The sequence below is a fragment of the Pseudomonas antarctica genome (assembly GCF_900624995.1).
Taxonomy (GTDB): Bacteria; Pseudomonadota; Gammaproteobacteria; order Pseudomonadales; family Pseudomonadaceae; genus Aquipseudomonas; species Aquipseudomonas antarctica.
On record NZ_UYXQ01000011.1, the window covers coordinates 50,555 to 69,021 of the forward strand.

Genomic DNA, 18,467 nt, shown 5'->3' on the forward strand with positions numbered 1-18,467 from the left:
GGGCGGCAGTCACAAATTTTGCGCAATCCTCGCTAATCGTGCCGCCTACTGCATAGAACTGGACAGTCACAAAGGCTTTGCGGCATAGTCGCCGAGTTCTGCCGTACCCACATCAATAACAAGGAACAGCCGATGGCGACCTTACTGGTTCTTCACGGACCCAACCTGAACCTGCTCGGCACCCGCGAACCGGGCGTCTACGGGGCAGTCACCCTCGATCAGATCAACCTCGATCTGGAACGACGGGCACGTGAAGCCGGCCACCATTTGCTCTACCTGCAAAGCAATGCCGAGTACGAATTGATTGATCGCATCCATGCCGCGCGCGGTGAAGGCGTGGACTTTATCCTGATCAATCCCGCCGCTTTTACGCACACGAGTGTTGCATTACGTGACGCGTTGCTGGCGGTGAGCATCCCATTCATCGAAGTGCATTTGTCCAACGTGCACAAACGCGAAGCTTTCCGCCATCACTCTTACTTCTCCGACGTAGCAGTAGGCGTGATCTGCGGCCTTGGCGCCAGCGGTTACCGACTGGCCCTGGAGGCCGCCCTGGAACACATTGAACAACCGGCCAAGCGCCCCTGACCGACCCTTGGGAGTTGACGATTCATGGATATCCGTAAAGTTAAGAAACTGATCGAACTGCTGGAAGAATCCGGTATCGACGAGCTGGAAATCAAGGAAGGCGAAGAGTCCGTACGGATCAGCCGTCACAGCAAGACCCCAGCCCAACAGTTCTACGCACCGCAAATGCAAGCGCCGGCTCCTGCCGCTGCTGCTCCGGCCGCCGCACCTGCTGCTGCCGCAGCGCCTGCAGCACCGGCTGAGCCTGTACTGAACGGCTTCGTGGTCAAGTCGCCAATGGTCGGTACGTTCTACCGCACCCCGGCACCCACCTCGCCAGCCTTCGTTGAAGTCGGCAAGACTGTGAAAGTGGGCGACACCATCTGCATCGTTGAAGCGATGAAGATGATGAACCACATCACGGCTGAAAAAGCCGGCGTCATCGAATCCATCCTGGTAGAAAACGGTCAGCCGGTTGAGTACGACCAGCCGCTGTTCACCATCGTTTGAACCGCGGAGCGCCTTCGATGTTGAAACCTGCGAAGAAACTGCAAAAAGTCCTGATCGCCAACCGCGGCGAGATCGCGCTGCGTATCCTGCGCGCCTGTAAGGAAGAGGGCATCAAGACCGTCGCTGTTTACTCGACGGCCGATACCGAATTGATGCACGTGAAACTGGCGGACGAGGGCATCTGTATCGGCCCGCCACTGGCGACCAATTCGTACTTGAAAGTCTCGAACATCATCGCGGCCGCTGAAGTCACCGGCGCTGATGGCATCCACCCAGGCTACGGTTTCCTCGCGGAAAACGCCGATTTCGCCGAACAGGTGGAAAAATCCGGGTTTGCCTTCATCGGCCCGAAAGCCGACACCATTCGCCTGATGGGCGACAAGGTTTCGGCCAAGGACGCCATGATCGCCGCCGGCGTACCCACCGTTCCAGGTTCCGACGGCCCATTGCCTGAAGACGAGGAAACCGCGCTGCGCATTGGTCGCGAAGTCGGCTACCCGGTGATCATCAAGGCCGCCGGTGGCGGTGGTGGTCGCGGCATGCGCGTGGTGCACAAGGAAGAAGACCTGATCGAAGCCGCCAAGCAGACGCGCTCTGAAGCGGCTGCCTGGTTCGGCAACCCGATGGTCTACCTGGAGAAGTACCTGACCAACCCACGTCACGTGGAAGTGCAGGTTCTGTCCGACGGCCAAGGCCACGCCATCCACCTGGGCGACCGCGATTGCTCGCTGCAACGTCGTCACCAGAAGGTACTGGAAGAGGCGCCGGCACCGGGCCTGGACGAAACCGCTCGCCAGGAAGTACTGGCTCGCTGCGTCAAGGCATGCATCGACATCAACTACCGTGGCGCTGGTACGTTCGAGTTCCTCTACGAGAACGGCCGTTTCTACTTCATCGAGATGAACACGCGCGTGCAGGTAGAGCACCCGGTTTCGGAGATGGTCACCGGTATCGACATCGTCAAGGAGATGCTGAGCATCGCCGCAGGCAATGTGCTGTCCTTCACCCAGGACGACGTGAAGATCCACGGCCATTCCCTGGAATGCCGGATCAACGCCGAAGACCCGAAAACCTTTATCCCAAGCCCAGGCCTGGTCAAGCATTTCCATGCGCCAGGCGGCAACGGCGTTCGCGTCGATTCGCACCTGTACAGCGGCTACAAGGTTCCGTCCAACTACGACTCGCTGATCGGCAAGCTGATCACCTGGGGCGCCACTCGCGACGAGGCCATGGCCCGTATGCGCAACGCCCTGGACGAAATCGTGGTAGACGGCATCAAGACCAATATCCCGCTGCATCGGGATCTGGTTTGTGATGAAGGCTTCTGCGAAGGGGGTGTGAACATTCACTACCTGGAACACAAGCTGGCCAACCAGTAAGCGCTCCACCCAACAAAGCCGCCTTCGGGCGGCTTTGTTGTTTCTAGACCATGGTGAAATATCTGTGGCGAACGGGCTTGTCACAACAAGCCTTGCTCGCCACAACATCATGCTCTCGCGTAAACTTGCGCGCTTTCGCGGCCCACTGGCTGCACACTCATTTTTTCAAAGGTGCCCGCCATGCCTTGGCTGCAAGTCCGTCTCGCCATCAGCCCAGAACAAGCCGAAACCTACGAAGACGCTTTCCTCGAAGTGGGCGCCGTCTCGGTCACCTTCATGGACGCCGAAGACCAGCCCATCTTCGAACCCGAACTCAATACCACCCCGCTGTGGTCGCACACTCACTTGTTGGCGCTGTTCGAAGACGGCACCGATGCCGCCGCCGTCCTGGCCCATATGCAACTGCTCACGGGCAGCCCATTACCCGAGCACCACAGTGAAGTGATCGAAGACCAGGACTGGGAACGCAGCTGGATGGACAACTTCCAGCCGATGCGTTTCGGCCAGCGCCTTTGGATCGTACCGAGCTGGCACGCCGCACCTGAACCGGATGCCGTCAACCTGCTGCTCGACCCGGGCCTGGCGTTCGGCACCGGCACCCACCCCACCACCGCTCTCTGCCTGGAATGGCTCGACGGCCAGGACCTGACCGACTGCAACGTGCTGGACTTTGGCTGCGGCTCGGGGATTCTGGCGATTGCTGCCCTGCTGCTGGGCGCCAAGGAAGCCGTCGGCACCGACATCGACGTACAAGCCCTGGAAGCCTCCCGCGATAACGCTGGGCGCAACAACATCCCTGAAGGCAAATTCCCACTGTACCTACCGGAGCAATTGCCCCAGGTGCAGGCCGATGTGCTGGTCGCCAATATCCTCGCAGGACCGCTGGTAGCCCTGGCGCCGCAACTGTCGAGCCTGGTCAAGCCGGGTGGGCGCCTGGCGCTGTCGGGTATCCTCGCCGAGCAGGGCGAAGACGTCGCGGCGGCCTATGCCAAGGATTTCGACCTGGATCCAATCGCGAACCGTGATGGTTGGGTACGCATCAGTGGTCGTCGGCGCTAGAATGAGCGCTTGCCTGAATCGGATGGCCGCATGACCGACAGTTTCGTCACCCAGTGCCCACATTGCCAAGCGCGTTTTCGCGTCAGCCACGCTCAATTGAACGTGGCCCGTGGCGTGGTACGTTGCGGCTCGTGCCTGCAAGTGTTCAACGCGGTGCGCCAGTTAATGGAGCAGCGCGCCAACGCGGCAGCGGCGCTTGAAAAGCCGGTTGCCGTTGAAAAGGCAGTTGAGCCAGCTCCCCAGGCCCTACGTGCCATCAGCCAGAAACAGTGGACTGCCGAAGAGCTGGACCTGGACAACTTGGACCTGGACGAAGAGCTGGCCAAGCTGGAACGCCGCGAGATTCAGCCCCCTCAGCCGCTGAGCGCGGAGCGCCGCCAGGCGAGCGCGGACCGTCGGCAACCTGAAGATTCGCTCAGCGCCAGTCGCGGCACCGTCAAGGCCGAGGAAGAAAAATGGGCCGCCAGCCTGTTCAGCGAGCCGCCGCAGGAGCGCTCCCCAGCGCCCGAAGACGAACCCGAGCCGGCCACTGCGACCAAGCAACGCATCGAACCGTCCATGGCGTTTCACACTGACGGTATCGACGATGAGCCGCCACTGCGCTCTGCCACGGACGATGACGATCTCGACCCGCCATTCACGCCGCTGACCGCTGCCCCCGACGAACAGGAACCTGAAGAACGCGCCCAACCGCAGCGTAAGCGCCCGCGCCCTGAGGCCAGCCTTCACGATGATGTGCTCCAGGACCTGGAAGACGACCCCCTGCATCTTTACGCGCAGAAACGTCCGTCAAGCTGGGGCCGCCGCCTGGTCTGGACAATCCTGGTATTGCTGGCCGCCGCAGGCCTCGCCGGTCAGTACATTGCCTATCAATTCGACGACCTGGCCCGCCAGGACACCTATCGCCCGTGGTTCCAGCAACTGTGCCCAACCCTGGGTTGCACCGTGCCATCACGGGTGGATATCGCCCATATCAAAAGCAGCAACCTGGTGGTGCGCAGCAACCCGGAGTTCGCCGGCGCGCTGGTGGTGGATGCAATCATCTATAACCGCGCGACCTTCTCGCAGCCCTTCCCGCTACTGGAACTGCGGTTTGCCGATTTGAACGGTGGCCTGATCGCCAGTCGTCGCTTCAAACCTGCCGAATACCTGAGTGGCGAGCTGGCCGGGGTCAGCGAAATGCCCTCGCAGACGCCGATCCATATCTCCCTGGACATCCTCGACCCCGGCAATAAAGCCGTGAATTACAGCCTGAGCTTCCACTCGCCCGAGTGAAGCCGCACACGCGCCGAGGTTTGACGGCAGATTATTGACTGGGCGCTGCGCAACCAAACTGGCGGCGATAAAGAAATAACTGTTCAGATTTTATCCAATTCAGCCTTTATCCAGTCATCGAGAGCGGGTATCATGCCAACCCTTTTTCGAACTCTAATGATCCGGCCCCACAACAGGGAAGTCCTATGTCGGCGGTACGCATCGGCCCATACACATTGCAAAATGGCTTGATCCTCGCCCCGATGGCGGGCGTCACCGACCAGCCCTTTCGTCAGCTGTGCAAGCGTCTGGGCGCGGGTCTAGTAGTCTCTGAAATGGTCACCAGCGACATGAGCTTGTGGAACACCCGCAAATCGCGGATGCGCATGATCCACGAAGGTGATCCCGAGCCCCGCTCGGTCCAGATCGCCGGGGGTGATGCAAAGATGCTGGCGGATGCGGCACGGGCCAACGTGGAGTTGGGCGCACAGATCATCGACATCAACATGGGCTGCCCGGCCAAGAAGGTCTGCAACAAGGCCGCCGGTTCCGCCCTGTTGAAAGATGAGCAATTGGTAGCCGAGATCCTGCAGGCCGTTGTCGCCGCAGTGGATGTGCCGGTCACCCTGAAGATCCGTACCGGCTGGGACCGGGACAACAAGAACGGCCTGACGGTGGCGAAGATCGCCGAACAGGCAGGTATTACAGCGCTGGCGGTGCATGGTCGCACCCGCGCCGACCTTTACACAGGTGAAGCCGAGTACGACACCATTGCCGCGATCAAGCAGGCGGTGTCGATGCCGGTGTTTGCCAATGGCGATATCGACTCAGCCGAGAAAGCCCGGCGCGTGCTGCACGCAACCGGTGCCGATGGCTTGTTGATTGGCCGGGCCGCCCAGGGGCGGCCATGGATTTTTCGTGAGATCGAGCATTTCCTGCGTACTGGCGAAATCATGCCGGCACCGGAGCTGATCGAGGTGGAACGTATTCTGCTAGAGCATCTGGCCGCCCTGCACACCTTCTATGGGGACGTGATGGGTGCGCGCATTGCTCGCAAGCATGTGGGTTGGTATCTCGCAACCCTGCCCGGCGCCAAAGAGTTTCGCGCCGGGTTCAACCGTTTGGATGAAACGCAAGCACAGGTCACCGCCGTTCGTGAGTTCTTTGCCGAACGAGACAAGAGCCTGAGAGCAGGGGACGCAGAAGGGGTGGCCGCATGACGATGATGACCGAGACTTTAGTGAGTGGAACAGCACCCGTGAGCGACAACGTCAATTTGAAACAGCACCTCAACACGCCGAGCGAAGAAGGTCAGACCCTTCGCGGGAGTGTCGAGAAGGCGCTGCACAATTATTTCGCCCACCTTGAGGGCGCTTCCGTCACGGACGTGTACAACCTGGTGCTCTCCGAAGTCGAGGCCCCGTTGCTCGAAAGCGTGATGAACTACGTCAAGGGCAACCAGACCAAGGCCAGTGAGCTGCTCGGCCTAAACCGTGGCACGCTGCGCAAGAAACTCAAGCAATACGATTTGCTGTAAGCATTCAATCAAACCAGAAAGGCGCCCGCGTAAAAGCGGTCGCCTTTTTTGCTGACTCCTTTGCTTTTGATGGAAATTGAAATGACCGACCAGACTACCCGCCTGCCGATCCGCCGCGCCTTGATCAGTGTTTCCGACAAGACCGGGATCCTCGAATTTGCCCGGGAGCTGGAAGCCCTGGGCGTGGAAATCCTCTCCACAGGCGGGACCTTCAAACTGCTGCAGGACAACGGCGTGGCCGCAGTAGAAGTTGCGGACTACACCGGTTTCGCAGAAATGATGGACGGTCGAGTCAAGACCCTGCACCCCAAAATCCACGGCGGCATCCTCGGTCGTCGCGGTATCGACGACGCCATCATGACTGAGCACGGCATCAAGCCGATCGACCTGGTGGCCGTTAACCTCTACCCGTTCGAAGCCACCATCAACAAGCCAGGCTGCGACCTGCCGACCGCCATCGAAAACATCGATATCGGCGGCCCGACCATGGTTCGCTCGGCAGCAAAAAACCACAAAGACGTGGCCATCGTGGTTAACGCCAGCGACTACGCCCAGGTGCTCGAAAGCCTGAAAGCCGGCGGCCTGACTTACGCCCAGCGTTTCGACCTGATGCTCAAGGCGTTCGAACACACCGCCGCCTACGACGGCATGATCGCCAACTACATGGGCACCGTGAACCAGGCGGCTGAGACCCTCAGCACAGAAGGCCGCAGCCAGTTCCCGCGCACCTTCAACAGCCAGTTCATCAAGGCCCAGGAAATGCGTTACGGCGAGAACCCGCACCAGAGCGCGGCGTTCTACGTGGAAGCCAAGCCGGCCGAAGTCGGCATCGCTACTGCGACCCAGCTGCAAGGCAAAGAGCTGTCCTACAACAACGTGGCCGACACCGACGCCGCGCTGGAATGTGTGAAGAGCTTCGTCAAGCCGGCCTGCGTGATCGTCAAGCATGCCAACCCATGTGGCGTGGCCGTAAGCCCGGACGCTGAAGGCGGCATTCGCCAGGCGTACGAACTGGCCTACGCCACCGACACCGAGTCCGCGTTCGGCGGCATCATCGCCTTCAACCGCGAGCTGGATGCACAAACCGCCAAGGCTATCGTCGAGCGTCAGTTCGTCGAAGTGATCATCGCCCCTTCCGTGAGCATCGAGGCCCGCGCCATTGTTGCCGCCAAAGCCAACGTGCGCCTGCTGGCCTGCGGTGAGTGGTCGGCTGACCGCGCCGCTGCCTGGGACTACAAGCGCGTCAACGGCGGCTTGCTGGTACAGAGCCGCGACATCGGCATGATCGGCAACGAACACCTGAAGGTTGTGACCAAACGCGCGCCAACCGAGCAGGAAATCAACGACCTGATCTTCGCCTGGAAAGTCGCCAAATACGTTAAATCCAACGCCATCGTCTACGCCAAGAACCGCCAGACCATCGGTGTCGGCGCCGGCCAGATGAGCCGTGTGAACTCGGCACGTATCGCCGCGATCAAGGCTGAGCACGCCGGTTTGCAGGTAGTCGGTTCGGTAATGGCTTCCGATGCATTCTTCCCGTTCCGTGATGGCCTGGACAATGCCGCGAAAGCCGGTGTGACCGCCGTGATCCAGCCAGGCGGTTCGATGCGTGATGCAGAAGTGATTGCCGCTGCTGATGAAGCCGGCATTGCCATGGTTTTCACCGGCATGCGCCACTTCCGCCACTGATCCAACATTGCCTGGTGGGCACTGGCTTCTGTGGGAGCTGGCTTGCCTGCGATAGCATCACCTCGGGTCATCTGATACACCGAGGCGCCAGCATCGCAGGCAAGCCAGCTCCCACAGAAAAGCAGCCCACAGTGCTCCCAAGAATTTTGCGTCATCCGAGGTTTTTGAAATGAATGTTTTGATCATTGGCAGCGGTGGCCGTGAACACGCCCTGGCCTGGAAAGTTGCCCAGGACCCGCGCGTCCAGAAAGTATTCGTCGCCCCCGGCAACGCCGGCACCGCCATTGAAGCCAAGTGCGAAAACGTCGCCATCGACGTATTGGCCCTTGAGCAGTTGGCCGACTTCGCCGAAAAGAATGTGTCCCTGACCATCGTCGGCCCGGAAGTGCCACTGGTTGCCGGCGTTGTGGACCTGTTCCGCAGCCGTGGCCTGGATTGCTTCGGCCCGACCGCCGGCGCTGCCCAGCTGGAAGGCTCCAAGGCGTTCACCAAGGATTTCCTGGCGCGCCACAAAATCCCGACCGCCGACTACCAGAACTTCACCGAGATCGAGCCGGCACTGGCTTACCTGCGTGAAAAAGGTGCGCCGATCGTGATCAAGGCCGATGGCCTGGCCGCCGGTAAAGGCGTGATCGTTGCCATGACCCTGCAGGAAGCCGAAGACGCCGTGCGCGACATGCTCGCCGGCAACGCATTTGGTGACGCAGGTTCGCGCGTGGTCATCGAGGAGTTCCTCGACGGTGAAGAAGCCAGCTTTATCGTGATGGTCGACGGCAAAAACGTCTTGCCAATGGCCACCAGCCAAGACCACAAACGCGTCGGCGATGCTGACACTGGCCCGAACACCGGCGGCATGGGTGCTTACTCCCCTGCCCCCGTGGTTACCGCCGACGTGCACAAGCGTGTGATGGACCTGGTGATCTGGCCGACCGTGCGCGGCATGGCCGACGAAGGCAATGTGTACACCGGCTTCCTGTACGCCGGCCTGATGATCGACAAAGCTGGCAACCCGAAAGTCATTGAGTTCAACTGCCGCTTCGGTGACCCGGAAACCCAACCGGTGATGCTGCGTCTGCAGTCGAGCCTGGTGTTGCTGGTCGAGGCCGCGCTGGCCCAAGCGCTGGACAAGGTTGAAGCGCAGTGGGACCCACGTCCGAGCGTCGGCATTGTGCTGGCGGCCGGTGGTTACCCTGGCGACTATGCCAAGGGCGATCTAATTGAAGGCCTAGACGCAGCTGCTAAACTCGAAGGTAAGGTGTTCCATGCGGGCACCGCGCTCAAGGATGGCAAAGTTGTAACCGCAGGTGGCCGCGTATTGTGCGCCACCGCGATGGGTGCCAGTGTCGACGCTGCGCAACAACAGGCATACAAGCTGGCCGCGAAAATCGACTGGAAAGGTTGCTTCTACCGCACGGACATCGGCTACCGCGCCATTGCCCGTGAACGTGGCGAGAACCCGTAAACAGCTACCCTCCAGTAGCTATCCGTTCGGTTAGGCAAGGGCCTCTGGCCCTTGCCGTACCCAGGCCGCCCCGCGCATAGTTAACCCGTGCATCAACCTACGAAGGGATTTCGCCGTGCGCTGGCTCAGGATCGCCATAGGTTTCACAGTCAGTCTGCTGACACTGCTCTGCTTGTTCCCGGCCCAGGCCGCCGCGCAAGGCAGTGGGTGGGCCGTATTGCTTGATGAACAGGCCGACCTGCAACTGAGCGACATCCGCTCCGCCCGCTACACCAATCAATTTAGCCCCATCGAACTGGACCGGATTACCGCCGCCGAGCCGGACGGTGCGTTGTGGGTACGCTTCAAGCTGCAACCCGGCAAGCACGAGCAAGTGCTGCGGGTATTCGCCCCGGACCTGTCCCACCTGAACCTCTATGTACTGGACGGCGACACGCTGGTGGAACAACAAAGCACCGGCACCCGCCAGCCCCAGTCGGAACGCCCACTGCCCAGCAGCGATTTCATGCTGCCCATGCCTCAAAGCCAGAAGCCGCTCGAGGTGTACCTGCGCCTTGTCTCGGAACACGAACTGCGCCCCTACATCACCCTGGAGCCGGCTGTACTGGCCGCCGCCGACCAGAACCAGACGCTGATCTACGGCCTGTTGTTCGGCTGCCTGCTGATGCTGATCCTGCACAACCTCACGCGATTTGCCTACCACCGCTCGCGCAGCAGCCTGTGGCTGGCAGCGTGTGAGGTGTTGCTGATGCTGAGCCTGGCGCTGTTACTCAACCTGGTGGGGCCATGGCTGCCGAACTGGCACGCGATCCAGACCCCAGGTGCCTACCTCGCCCTGCTGCTGACCGCGCCGTGCGGGCTGATGTTTGCCTACCGTTTCTTTATGCCGCTGGGCCCGCACGCACTGAACAAGCTGTTGATGGCTGACATCCTGCTGATTGTGCTGTGCGGCCTGCTGCTGTTGTTCGTCAACACCTTGCCGCTGAACATCATCACCTATGCACTGGTGGCCCTGGCCGGCTTAAGCATGCTGTTTGTCTCAGCCTATCACTGGCAGAAAGGCTACCGGCCGGCACGTTTGTTCGTGGCGGCCATGGTGGTGTTCAACATCGGCACATTGATCATCCTCCCGGCCCTGCTCGGCCTGACGATGGTTGCGCCGCAAGGCCTGATCGTCACCCTGCTGGGGTTTATCTGCCTCAGCGGCTTATTGATGAGCCTGGCCCTGGGCGAACGCCAACGCGCGATTGTCGAGGCCCGCTTCAGCCTCAGCCGCGACCTGGCCGCCAGCAACGCCGAGATCGCCGCCAAGGCCGAGTTCCTGGCGAAGATCAGTCACGAAATTCGCACCCCCATGAACGGCGTGCTGGGCATGACCGAGCTGCTGCTGGGCACGCCGCTGTCGGTGAAGCAGCGTGACTACGTGCAGACCATCCACAGCGCCGGCAATGAACTGCTGACCCTGATCAACGAGATCCTCGACATCTCCAAGCTGGAGTCCGGGCAGATCGAGTTGGACGACGTGCAGTTCGACCTTAATGCGCTGATCGAAGACTGCCTGAGTATCTTCCGCGCCAAGGCCGAGCAGCAGAACGTCGAACTGATCAGCTTTATCCAGCCCCAAGTGCCGCGCGTCATCAGTGGCGACCCGACGCGGCTGCGCCAGGCACTGTTGAGCCTGCTGGAAAACGCGCTGCAAAAAACCGATGAAGGTGAGGTGCTGATCGTCGTCGCCCTCGACGAACGCAGCACCAAGCCACGCCTGCGCATTGCCGTGCAAGACAGCGGTGTGCCGATGGAAGCCGCCGAACGCGACGCGTTGCTGCACAGCGAATTGCACAGCAAGAACTTCCTCTCGGCCACGCGCTTGAGCGGCCACTTAGGTCTGGTCATTGCCCGCCAACTGATCCTGCTGATGAACGGCGAGTTCGGCATCAAGAGCGGCAGCCACCAAGGTAGCACCCTGTGGCTGACCCTGCCGCTGGACCCGGAACGCCTGGAGCACCCGACCTCCGACCTCGACGGCCCGCTCAAAGGCGCACGGGTGCTGGTGGTGGACGACAACGACACGTGCCGCAAAGTGCTGGTGCAGCAGTGCACGGCCTGGGGCCTGAACGTCAGCGCCGTGCCGTCCGGCAAAGAAGCCTTGGCGTTGCTGCGTACCAAGGCGCACCTGCGCGATTACTTCGACGTGGTGCTTTTGGACCAGAACATGCCCGGCATGACCGGTATGCAACTGGCGGCGAAGATCAAGGAAGACCCGAGCCTGAACCACGACATCCTGCTGATCATGCTCACCGGCATCAGCAATGCGCCGAGCAAGATCATCGCGCGCAACTGCGGGATCAAGCGCATCCTCGCCAAGCCGGTGGCCGGCTATACGCTCAAGACCACCCTGGCCGACGAACTGACCCAACGCAGCAAAGGCGTGGTGCAGCCGCGACCTGCCCTCAGCACCCCGCCTGCGGTGACCGTGCCTGCCGACTTCCGCATCCTGGTGGCCGAGGACAACAGCATCTCCACCAAAGTGATTCGCGGCATGCTCGGCAAGCTCAACCTCAACCCGGATACCGCCAGCAATGGCGAAGAAGCGCTCGAAGCCATGAAGGCCCAGCGTTACGATTTGGTGTTGATGGACTGTGAGATGTCAATCCTCGATGGTTTTTCCGCCACTCAGCAACTGCGCGCCTGGGAGGTCAGCCACCAGCGTATTCGCACGCCGGTGGTCGCGCTTACGGCGCACATTCTGTCGGAACATAAAGAGCGCGCACGCCAGGCTGGGATGGATGGGCATATGGCCAAGCCGGTGGAGTTGTCGCAGTTGCGTGAGCTGGTGGAGTTCTGGGTGGCGCAGCGACAACAGCGCCCTGAGCACGCACCTTCCTGACCCGAAATACAATCCAACTGTGGGAGCGTGCTTGCTCGCGAATGCGCTGTGTCAGTTAAAGATGCATTGGCTGACACAGCGCATTCGCGAGCAAGCACGCTCCCACATTTGATCTGTGCCGCCTGATAGACTCTCCGAACTTCCCCCGCCGCGAGCCGCCCCCCATGCTCCACGTGTTATTCAGCGTTTACCTGAAGATGCTGGTGCTCTACAGCCCATTCTTTGTGCTGTCCTGCTTTATCAGCCTGACCCGTGGTTACTCCAGCAAGGAACGCCGACGCCTGGCCTGGAAAGTGGCGCTGGCAACGCTGGTCTCAAGCATATTGCTCTACCTCTTCGGCCGAGTGATTTTCAGCGTATTCGGCATCACCGTGGACGCCTTCCGCATCGGCGCTGGCAGTGTGCTGTTCATCTCCGCCCTGGGCATGGCGCAGGGCAAGTCGGCGGTGCAGACCGACAACGTGCAGCAGGACGTCACCATCGTGCCGCTGACCATCCCGCTCACGGTCGGCCCCGGCACCATTGGTGCGCTGCTGGTGATGGGCGTCAGTCAGCCGCACTGGGACGACAAGATCACCGCCATCCTCAGCATCGCCCTGGCCAGCCTCACGGTGGGTGTGGTGCTGTACTTGTCCAACCGTATCGAACGCATTCTGGGTGACCAGGGCTTGCAGATTGTCAGCCGGTTGATGGGGTTGTTCGTGTGTGCCCTCGCCGCACAAATCATCTTTACCGGGGTGCGCGGCTACCTGGTGCCTTAAATTCGATATTGAGCGATCGCCAATTGCACTTTATCGCCCGCGCTCTCGCGCATGAGCTGGAGAGTCTTTTCGTTGACGACCGAGGTATTCAGCACCAGGCAAGTCTGCCCGCTGAAAGCCTCAAACGCGGCGCTGTCCCACTCCAGAAACGGCAGCCCCAGCTGTTTGCTCACGCCGTGAGAGCTGTAGGTCACCAGCACCATCGTCACTTCACCCCCGGCTTCGGCACAGGACGCCAGGCCGAAATCCCCGCCCTGGTGCACCGTGCTGTTGCGCTTGAACAGCTCGAATGAAGCGGGTTGCCGCTTCAGCGCCTCCAGCGCGTCGGCCGCCAATTTTGGCAAGGCGGCGAGCAATGGCCCGGCCAGCGACGTCGATGCCAGCATCGTCGCAATCATACTCAGCGCCGCCAGTTGCACCGTCAGGCCCTTGCCGGAGCTCGACACCCGCTTGAAGCGGCTGCGCACCGGCAGCCAGCCCAGGCTGACCATCACCTTGATAAATTCGTCGTACCAGATCTCGGTACCGCGCTGTACCTTCAACACATCACTGACATAGCTGCTCGCCAGCAGGTAACTCTTGCGAACGTACTCACGGTTCAGGGCGGACATGCCCTCGATAAACGAGATCACCCCGTTGTTCACCACGGCCGCGTTGCAATCATCCTCCACGGTGCCCTGCGGTACAGAGGGCGTCTTTCCCGGTGCGCCTGGCAGCTTGTAGGCGGCAATCAATTTGCGCCTTTTCGCACTGATGATCCGTTTGTGATGTCGCTCCATTTTCAGTTCTCCACAAGCACCCCACATGGGGTTTTCCCCCACACTAGTCCAGTGGCGGGCGGGCTTTCCAGGCGACAAACATCGCTTGGCCCACCCGTGGAAAAAGCGCCCCCCAGCAATAACGAGGCGTACCCGCAGGCCTTCCGGATTTCATCGGTAAAAAAAGAAAAAGCTCCGAGTAGCAGCAGGTTTTCACCTAGCATTACTCGGAGCTTTCTTGCTTGCGCCAGGCTGTTTTCAGGTGGCGGGTTTGTTGCCATACCAGCGTGGCGTGTACACCCACTCACCGCCACCGGCGCGCGGAAACACGCACGTGGTGGAGGAACCGATCAGCACCATGGTGCGCATGTCGACCTGCTCGGGCGTCAACTGCCCGAGCGTGGTGACGCGCAGGGTCTGGCCCGGGCGACCGATATCACGCCCCAAGACCACTGGTGTCTGTGGCGTGCGATACAACGCGACGATTTCCAGCGCGCGCCCCAATTGCCAAGGGCGAGAACGCGAGATCGGGTTATAGAACGCCAGCGCCAGGTCGGCCTGGGACGCAAGGTCCAAGCGCTTTTCGATGATCGACCACGGCTTGAGGTTGTCCGACAGCGACATCACGCAGAAGTCATGACCCAAGGGTGCACCCGCCTGGGCGGCGGTGGCCAGGGAAGCCGAGACACCCGGCAGAATCTCCAGGTCGACCTGATGCCACGCCGGGTCACTCGACTCGTGCAAGGCCTCGATCACGGCGGAGGCCATGGCGAACACGCCGGGGTCACCCGACGACACCACCACCACAGAGCGACCCTGCGCGGCCAGTTCAAACGCGTGCCGCGCGCGCTGCATCTCTTCGCGGTTATCGGTGCAGTGTTGCACCTGATCGTCGCGGAACGGGCCGGCCATGCGCACATAGGTTTCATAGCCCAGCACGTCGGTGCAGCGCGCCAGTTCAGCCTTGACGGCCGGCACCATCAACTCGGCGGCGCCTGGGCCCAGGCCGATCACAGCCAGGCGGCCACGCGGGCGCCCCACGAGCGCCAGGTCCAAGGGCTGCTCGGCGACGCTGATGACGATATCGGCATCTGGCTTGATGCTGGAGAAACGCAGCGGCACATCCAATTCCAATGCAGCTTCATGCAGCGAAGCGTCGGCCATCTGCGTGTCGCTGGCCAACAGACAGGCCAAAGATTGCGCCGCAATGCCCGCGCCGTGTAGGGCCACACGCACACGCTCAGCCAATTGCGCGCCGGGTTTGCAGGTGACACAGACGTTCTTCGGGTAAATCAGCAACTCGTTGGCGGCAGGCACACGCTCAGCGCTGCTTACATGAATCGCCAGGCGTGCCTGCTGATCCTGAGGCAAATTGGCCTGGTCCAGCCAGGGCGCCACGCCTTCGATGCGCACGCTTTCGCCAGCTAACAGGTCGCAGACAAAACGCTTGCCCAGCGCCAGGTCGGCCAGTTTATACCCCGCCGGCGGGTTGAGCAGGCAGGTGCCGAAACGCAGCTCGCCACTGGTGGTGATCGCGGCAGACACGCCCAACGCGGCGCCAATGTCGCGCGCCATTACGTTCACGCCACCGAGGCCGCCGAGCAAGGGCACCACGGCGCTGCCGTCTTCGGCCACAGCCAGCACGGCGGGTTCCTCACCCTTTTCCAGCAGCAGCGGCGCCAGGGTGCGGATCACGATGCCGGCGGCGCACAGAACGATCAGCGGCGTGCCGTGTTGATACAGCTGGCGCAGGGTCGCGCCGAACTCACTGTAGGTCTGGTCGGCGCCTTCAACCCGCCCGGCCAAACCATGAATCAGCGCGCCGGGGTAAACCTGCGCAATCTTGCGCGCCGTGGCCAGGCTGCCCTGGCCCAGAATGACAATCGCGGGGCGCATCAACCTTGCCACCTTTCACCGGGCACGATGATCAGCGAGAAGTACGGTGAAGACGCCGGGTCGACCTGATCCAGCGGCACGATTTTCTGGTTGGCCATGGTCGCGCGCTCCACATACAGCGCGCGCTCGGCCATGCCGAGCTCTTCCAGCACCTGGCGTACCTTGGGGAAGTTGCGACCGAGCTTCATGATCACCGCCGCATCAGCATCCGCCAGGCGGCGCTTGAGGTCGTCGTGGGGCAGTACACCCGAGAGCACCGACAAGCTCTGATTGCGATACACCAACGGCGCGCCAAGCACCGAGGCGCCGCCCAGCATTGAGCACACGCCGGGAATGACGTGTGCTTCATAGCGCTCAGCCAGGCGGTCGTGCAGGTACATGTAGGAGCCGTAAAAGAACGGGTCGCCTTCGCAGATCACCGCCACATCGCGGCCGGCGTCCAGGTGTGCGGCCACCTCGAGACTGGCGTTGTCGTAGAAGTCGCTGATCACTTGCTCGTAGGACAGCGGCGCCGGCAGCACTTCGGTGGTCACCGGGTACACCAGCGGCATCAGGGTCTGCTGCGCGACCAAGTGGTCTTCGATGATGCCAAAGGCGTTGCCCTTTTTGCCCTTGGCCACGAAGTAGGCCACCACCGGCGATTCGCGCAGCAGGCGCAAGGCCTTGAGGGTGATCAGCTCGGGGTCACCGGGGCCCACGCCCAGGCCAATCAAACGTCCACGTGCCGGCATTATTCGACCTCCGTGGCCAAGGCGTTAACTGCGGCGGCGGCCATGGCACTGCCGCCGAGGCGGCCTTGCATGATCACGAACGGCACGCCACGGCTGTCCGCCGCCAGCATCGCCTTGGATTCGGCCGCGCCGACAAAGCCGACCGGGAAGCCAAGAATCAACGCAGGCTTCGGCGCGCCGGCGTCGAGCATTTCCAGCAGGTAGAACAATGCGGTCGGCGCGTTGCCGATCACCACCACGCTGCCTTCCAGGTGCGGGCGCCACAGCTCCAAGGCCGCGGCGGAGCGTGTGTTACCCAGCGCTCGCGCCAACTCAGGCACGCTGTCGTCGCGCAGGGTGCAGATCACTTCGTTGTTGGCCGGCAGGCGCGCGCGGGTTACGCCTTCGGAGACCATTCGCGCGTCACACAGAATCGGCGCGCCAGCGGCCAGCGCATCGCGCCCGGCTTTGCCTGCGCCTTCGGAGAACTGCAGGCCGTCGATGGCCTCGACCATGCCGCAGGCATGAATCACCCGCACCGCGAGTTTTTCCAGGTCGGCCGGGATGCGGTCCAGCTTGGCTTCCGCGCGAATAATGGCGAAGGAGTTGCGATAGATCTCCTGACCGTCGCGGATGTAATCAATCATCGGTGTTGCTCCGTGAGCGTGCGCGTAACAAGGCGCCCGCCGCTTCAATGGAAAGAGTGCGCGCGTGCAGCCGGCCGAAACCGGGCTGGGCTGCCTCGCGAAAATAGACGTCGTAGTGGCCGGGGCTCACCGCCAGCAGGGTGACCGGCGCGGTGTGTGCGGCGGCGCAGGAGCGTGGGCAGCCGGACAGGTGCACCTCAACGCCGGGTTGCAGCGCGGCCAGTTGCACGGCGTCAGCCTTGGTGTCGGCCAGGCCTTTGCCGCAGCCGCGCGAGCCGGTGCAGGCGATCATGCGCGCCAAGGGCTGGTCGACTGAGCAGAGGAACCCCAACTGCGCCAAGCGTTCGGTCACAGCGACAGGCCGTTCGATATTAGGCAGCAACACGCCTTGCCAGGGCGTGAAACGCAACGTCCCATCGCCGTACTCGCTGGCCAGTTGCGCGACGCCTTTGAGCATCAGCGGATCCAGGCGGCCCAATGGTGCAGCTGCCGCGACGTAGAACTGATTTTTCTGCGGCTGTGGATAACTGCCCAGGTGCAGCAAAGCGCCACTGGCCGGGCGCTGGAAGCCCTCCACCGGCAGCAACGGCAGGCTGAGGCGGCTCAATACGTTATCCACAACCAGATGGCGCATGCGCGTTTGATCTGGCGTCGCCAGGTCGAGAAACGCTTCCAGCACCGCCACCACCAGTGCATGGCCCTGGTCCAACGGTACCGCCGCCACCGGCGCATCCAGCCCCGGGCAGCCGCCCAGGCCGAATGCCAACAGCGTCTGGCCATTGCGTAAAAACGCTGACAGCCACACGTCATGGTGATGCTCAAGCATCGCCAGGGCTTCACCGCCATCCAGCTGTATCGCGAACTTGGCCGACAGCTCGTGGAACCGTGCATGGTTTTGCAGGGTGGCAAGGATCTGCGCGGCCAGCGGGCGGGTGTCGAACAGCATTTGTGGGTCGATACCGGCGCTAGGGCTGAGCATCAGGTTGCGCACATCGTCGCCAGCGGCGTTGTTCGGGCCAAGGCCTGCGGCCAGCAGCGCGGCAATCAAGGCGCCCTGCTCGGCGCCAATCCCGCGAATCTGCAGATTGGCGCGGTTGGTGGCCTCGATCACCCCGCCCGCATAGGCTTGAGCTGCATCTGCCACCGCGTTGGCTTGTGCGGCGCTGATCGAACCACCGGCCAATTTAATCCGACAAATACCGCCATCCAACGCCTGGACGATACGCAGCAACCCCGGACAAGCCGAGGGGCGCAAGGTATTCACAGCGGGCGTTGGGTTCACGGGGCTACCGGTTGACAGGTAAAGGCGCGGTATTATGCCTGCTTTGTCCGGTGGCATGAAAAGCCTGCC

Annotated in this window: 16 protein-coding genes; 11 read left to right on the forward strand and 5 right to left on the reverse strand. The window is 61.8% G+C overall.

Annotated elements, in window-relative coordinates:
* Positions 1-132: 132 nt before the first annotated feature.
* From aroQ to E0F99_RS10300, 11 genes are all read left to right on the forward strand, one after another.
* Positions 133-588 (forward strand): type II 3-dehydroquinate dehydratase, encoded by a 456-nt coding sequence (gene aroQ, locus E0F99_RS10245; protein WP_016972516.1) that lies wholly within the window; start codon positions 133-135, stop codon positions 586-588.
* A gap of 24 nt (positions 589-612) precedes the next feature.
* Entirely contained in the window at positions 613-1,077 is a 465-nt protein-coding gene (accB, locus tag E0F99_RS10250) for an acetyl-CoA carboxylase biotin carboxyl carrier protein (RefSeq protein WP_057009686.1), read from the forward strand.
* A gap of 17 nt (positions 1,078-1,094) precedes the next feature.
* Positions 1,095-2,456 carry an acetyl-CoA carboxylase biotin carboxylase subunit gene (gene accC, locus E0F99_RS10255; RefSeq protein WP_083355468.1) on the forward strand — a complete coding sequence of 454 codons (1,362 nt, stop codon included), beginning with the start codon at positions 1,095-1,097 and terminating at the stop codon, positions 2,454-2,456.
* Positions 2,457-2,636: 180 nt separating this feature from the next.
* Complete coding sequence (gene prmA, locus E0F99_RS10260) at positions 2,637-3,515, forward strand: 50S ribosomal protein L11 methyltransferase (protein ID WP_083355469.1); 879 nt, start codon at positions 2,637-2,639, stop codon at positions 3,513-3,515.
* Between the two features lie 30 nt (positions 3,516-3,545).
* Positions 3,546-4,790: a DUF3426 domain-containing protein gene (locus E0F99_RS10265; protein ID WP_083355470.1), complete on the forward strand. Its 1,245-nt coding sequence runs from the start codon at positions 3,546-3,548 to the stop codon at positions 4,788-4,790.
* 185 nt (positions 4,791-4,975) lie between these two features.
* A complete protein-coding gene (gene dusB, locus E0F99_RS10275; RefSeq protein WP_083355471.1) occupies positions 4,976-5,989 on the forward strand; it encodes a tRNA dihydrouridine synthase DusB in 1,014 nt (337 codons plus the stop codon).
* Complete coding sequence (fis, locus tag E0F99_RS10280; RefSeq protein ID WP_003221275.1) at positions 5,986-6,306, forward strand: DNA-binding transcriptional regulator Fis; 321 nt, start codon at positions 5,986-5,988, stop codon at positions 6,304-6,306. Before dusB ends, fis begins: the two co-directional genes overlap by 4 nt.
* 81 nt (positions 6,307-6,387) lie before the next feature.
* Positions 6,388-7,995, forward strand: coding sequence for a bifunctional phosphoribosylaminoimidazolecarboxamide formyltransferase/IMP cyclohydrolase (gene purH / locus E0F99_RS10285; RefSeq protein ID WP_083355472.1), 1,608 nt, complete (start codon positions 6,388-6,390; stop codon positions 7,993-7,995).
* Between the two features lie 169 nt (positions 7,996-8,164).
* On the forward strand, positions 8,165-9,457 hold the full coding sequence (gene purD, locus E0F99_RS10290) for a phosphoribosylamine--glycine ligase (protein WP_083355473.1): 1,293 nt from the start codon (positions 8,165-8,167) through the stop codon (positions 9,455-9,457).
* A gap of 115 nt (positions 9,458-9,572) precedes the next feature.
* Entirely contained in the window at positions 9,573-12,344 is a 2,772-nt protein-coding gene (locus E0F99_RS10295; RefSeq protein WP_083355474.1) for a hybrid sensor histidine kinase/response regulator, read from the forward strand.
* Between the two features lie 164 nt (positions 12,345-12,508).
* Positions 12,509-13,105, forward strand: a complete 597-nt coding sequence (locus E0F99_RS10300; protein ID WP_083355475.1) for a MarC family protein — start codon at positions 12,509-12,511, stop codon at positions 13,103-13,105.
* On the opposite strand, the gene E0F99_RS10305 is transcribed toward E0F99_RS10300, so the two are convergent.
* From E0F99_RS10305 to cobG, 5 genes are all read right to left on the reverse strand, one after another.
* Positions 13,102-13,884, reverse strand: coding sequence for a hypothetical protein (locus E0F99_RS10305; RefSeq protein ID WP_083355476.1), 783 nt, complete (start codon positions 13,882-13,884; stop codon positions 13,102-13,104). The genes E0F99_RS10300 and E0F99_RS10305 overlap by 4 nt on opposite strands.
* Positions 13,885-14,121: 237 nt before the next feature.
* Complete coding sequence (cobJ, locus tag E0F99_RS10310) at positions 14,122-15,759, reverse strand: precorrin-3B C(17)-methyltransferase (protein WP_083355477.1); 1,638 nt, start codon at positions 15,757-15,759, stop codon at positions 14,122-14,124.
* The gene (locus E0F99_RS10315; protein WP_083355478.1) at positions 15,759-16,490 is read right to left on the reverse strand and encodes a precorrin-2 C(20)-methyltransferase; all 732 of its coding nucleotides are present in this window, start codon (positions 16,488-16,490) and stop codon (positions 15,759-15,761) included. The genes cobJ and E0F99_RS10315 overlap by 1 nt, the downstream gene beginning before the upstream one ends.
* Positions 16,490-17,116, reverse strand: coding sequence for a precorrin-8X methylmutase (locus tag E0F99_RS10320; protein WP_083355479.1), 627 nt, complete (start codon positions 17,114-17,116; stop codon positions 16,490-16,492). The genes E0F99_RS10315 and E0F99_RS10320 overlap by 1 nt, the downstream gene beginning before the upstream one ends.
* On the reverse strand, positions 17,109-18,455 hold the full coding sequence (cobG, locus tag E0F99_RS10325) for a precorrin-3B synthase (RefSeq protein WP_083355480.1): 1,347 nt from the start codon (positions 18,453-18,455) through the stop codon (positions 17,109-17,111). The genes E0F99_RS10320 and cobG overlap by 8 nt, the downstream gene beginning before the upstream one ends.
* Positions 18,456-18,467 lie beyond the last annotated feature (12 nt).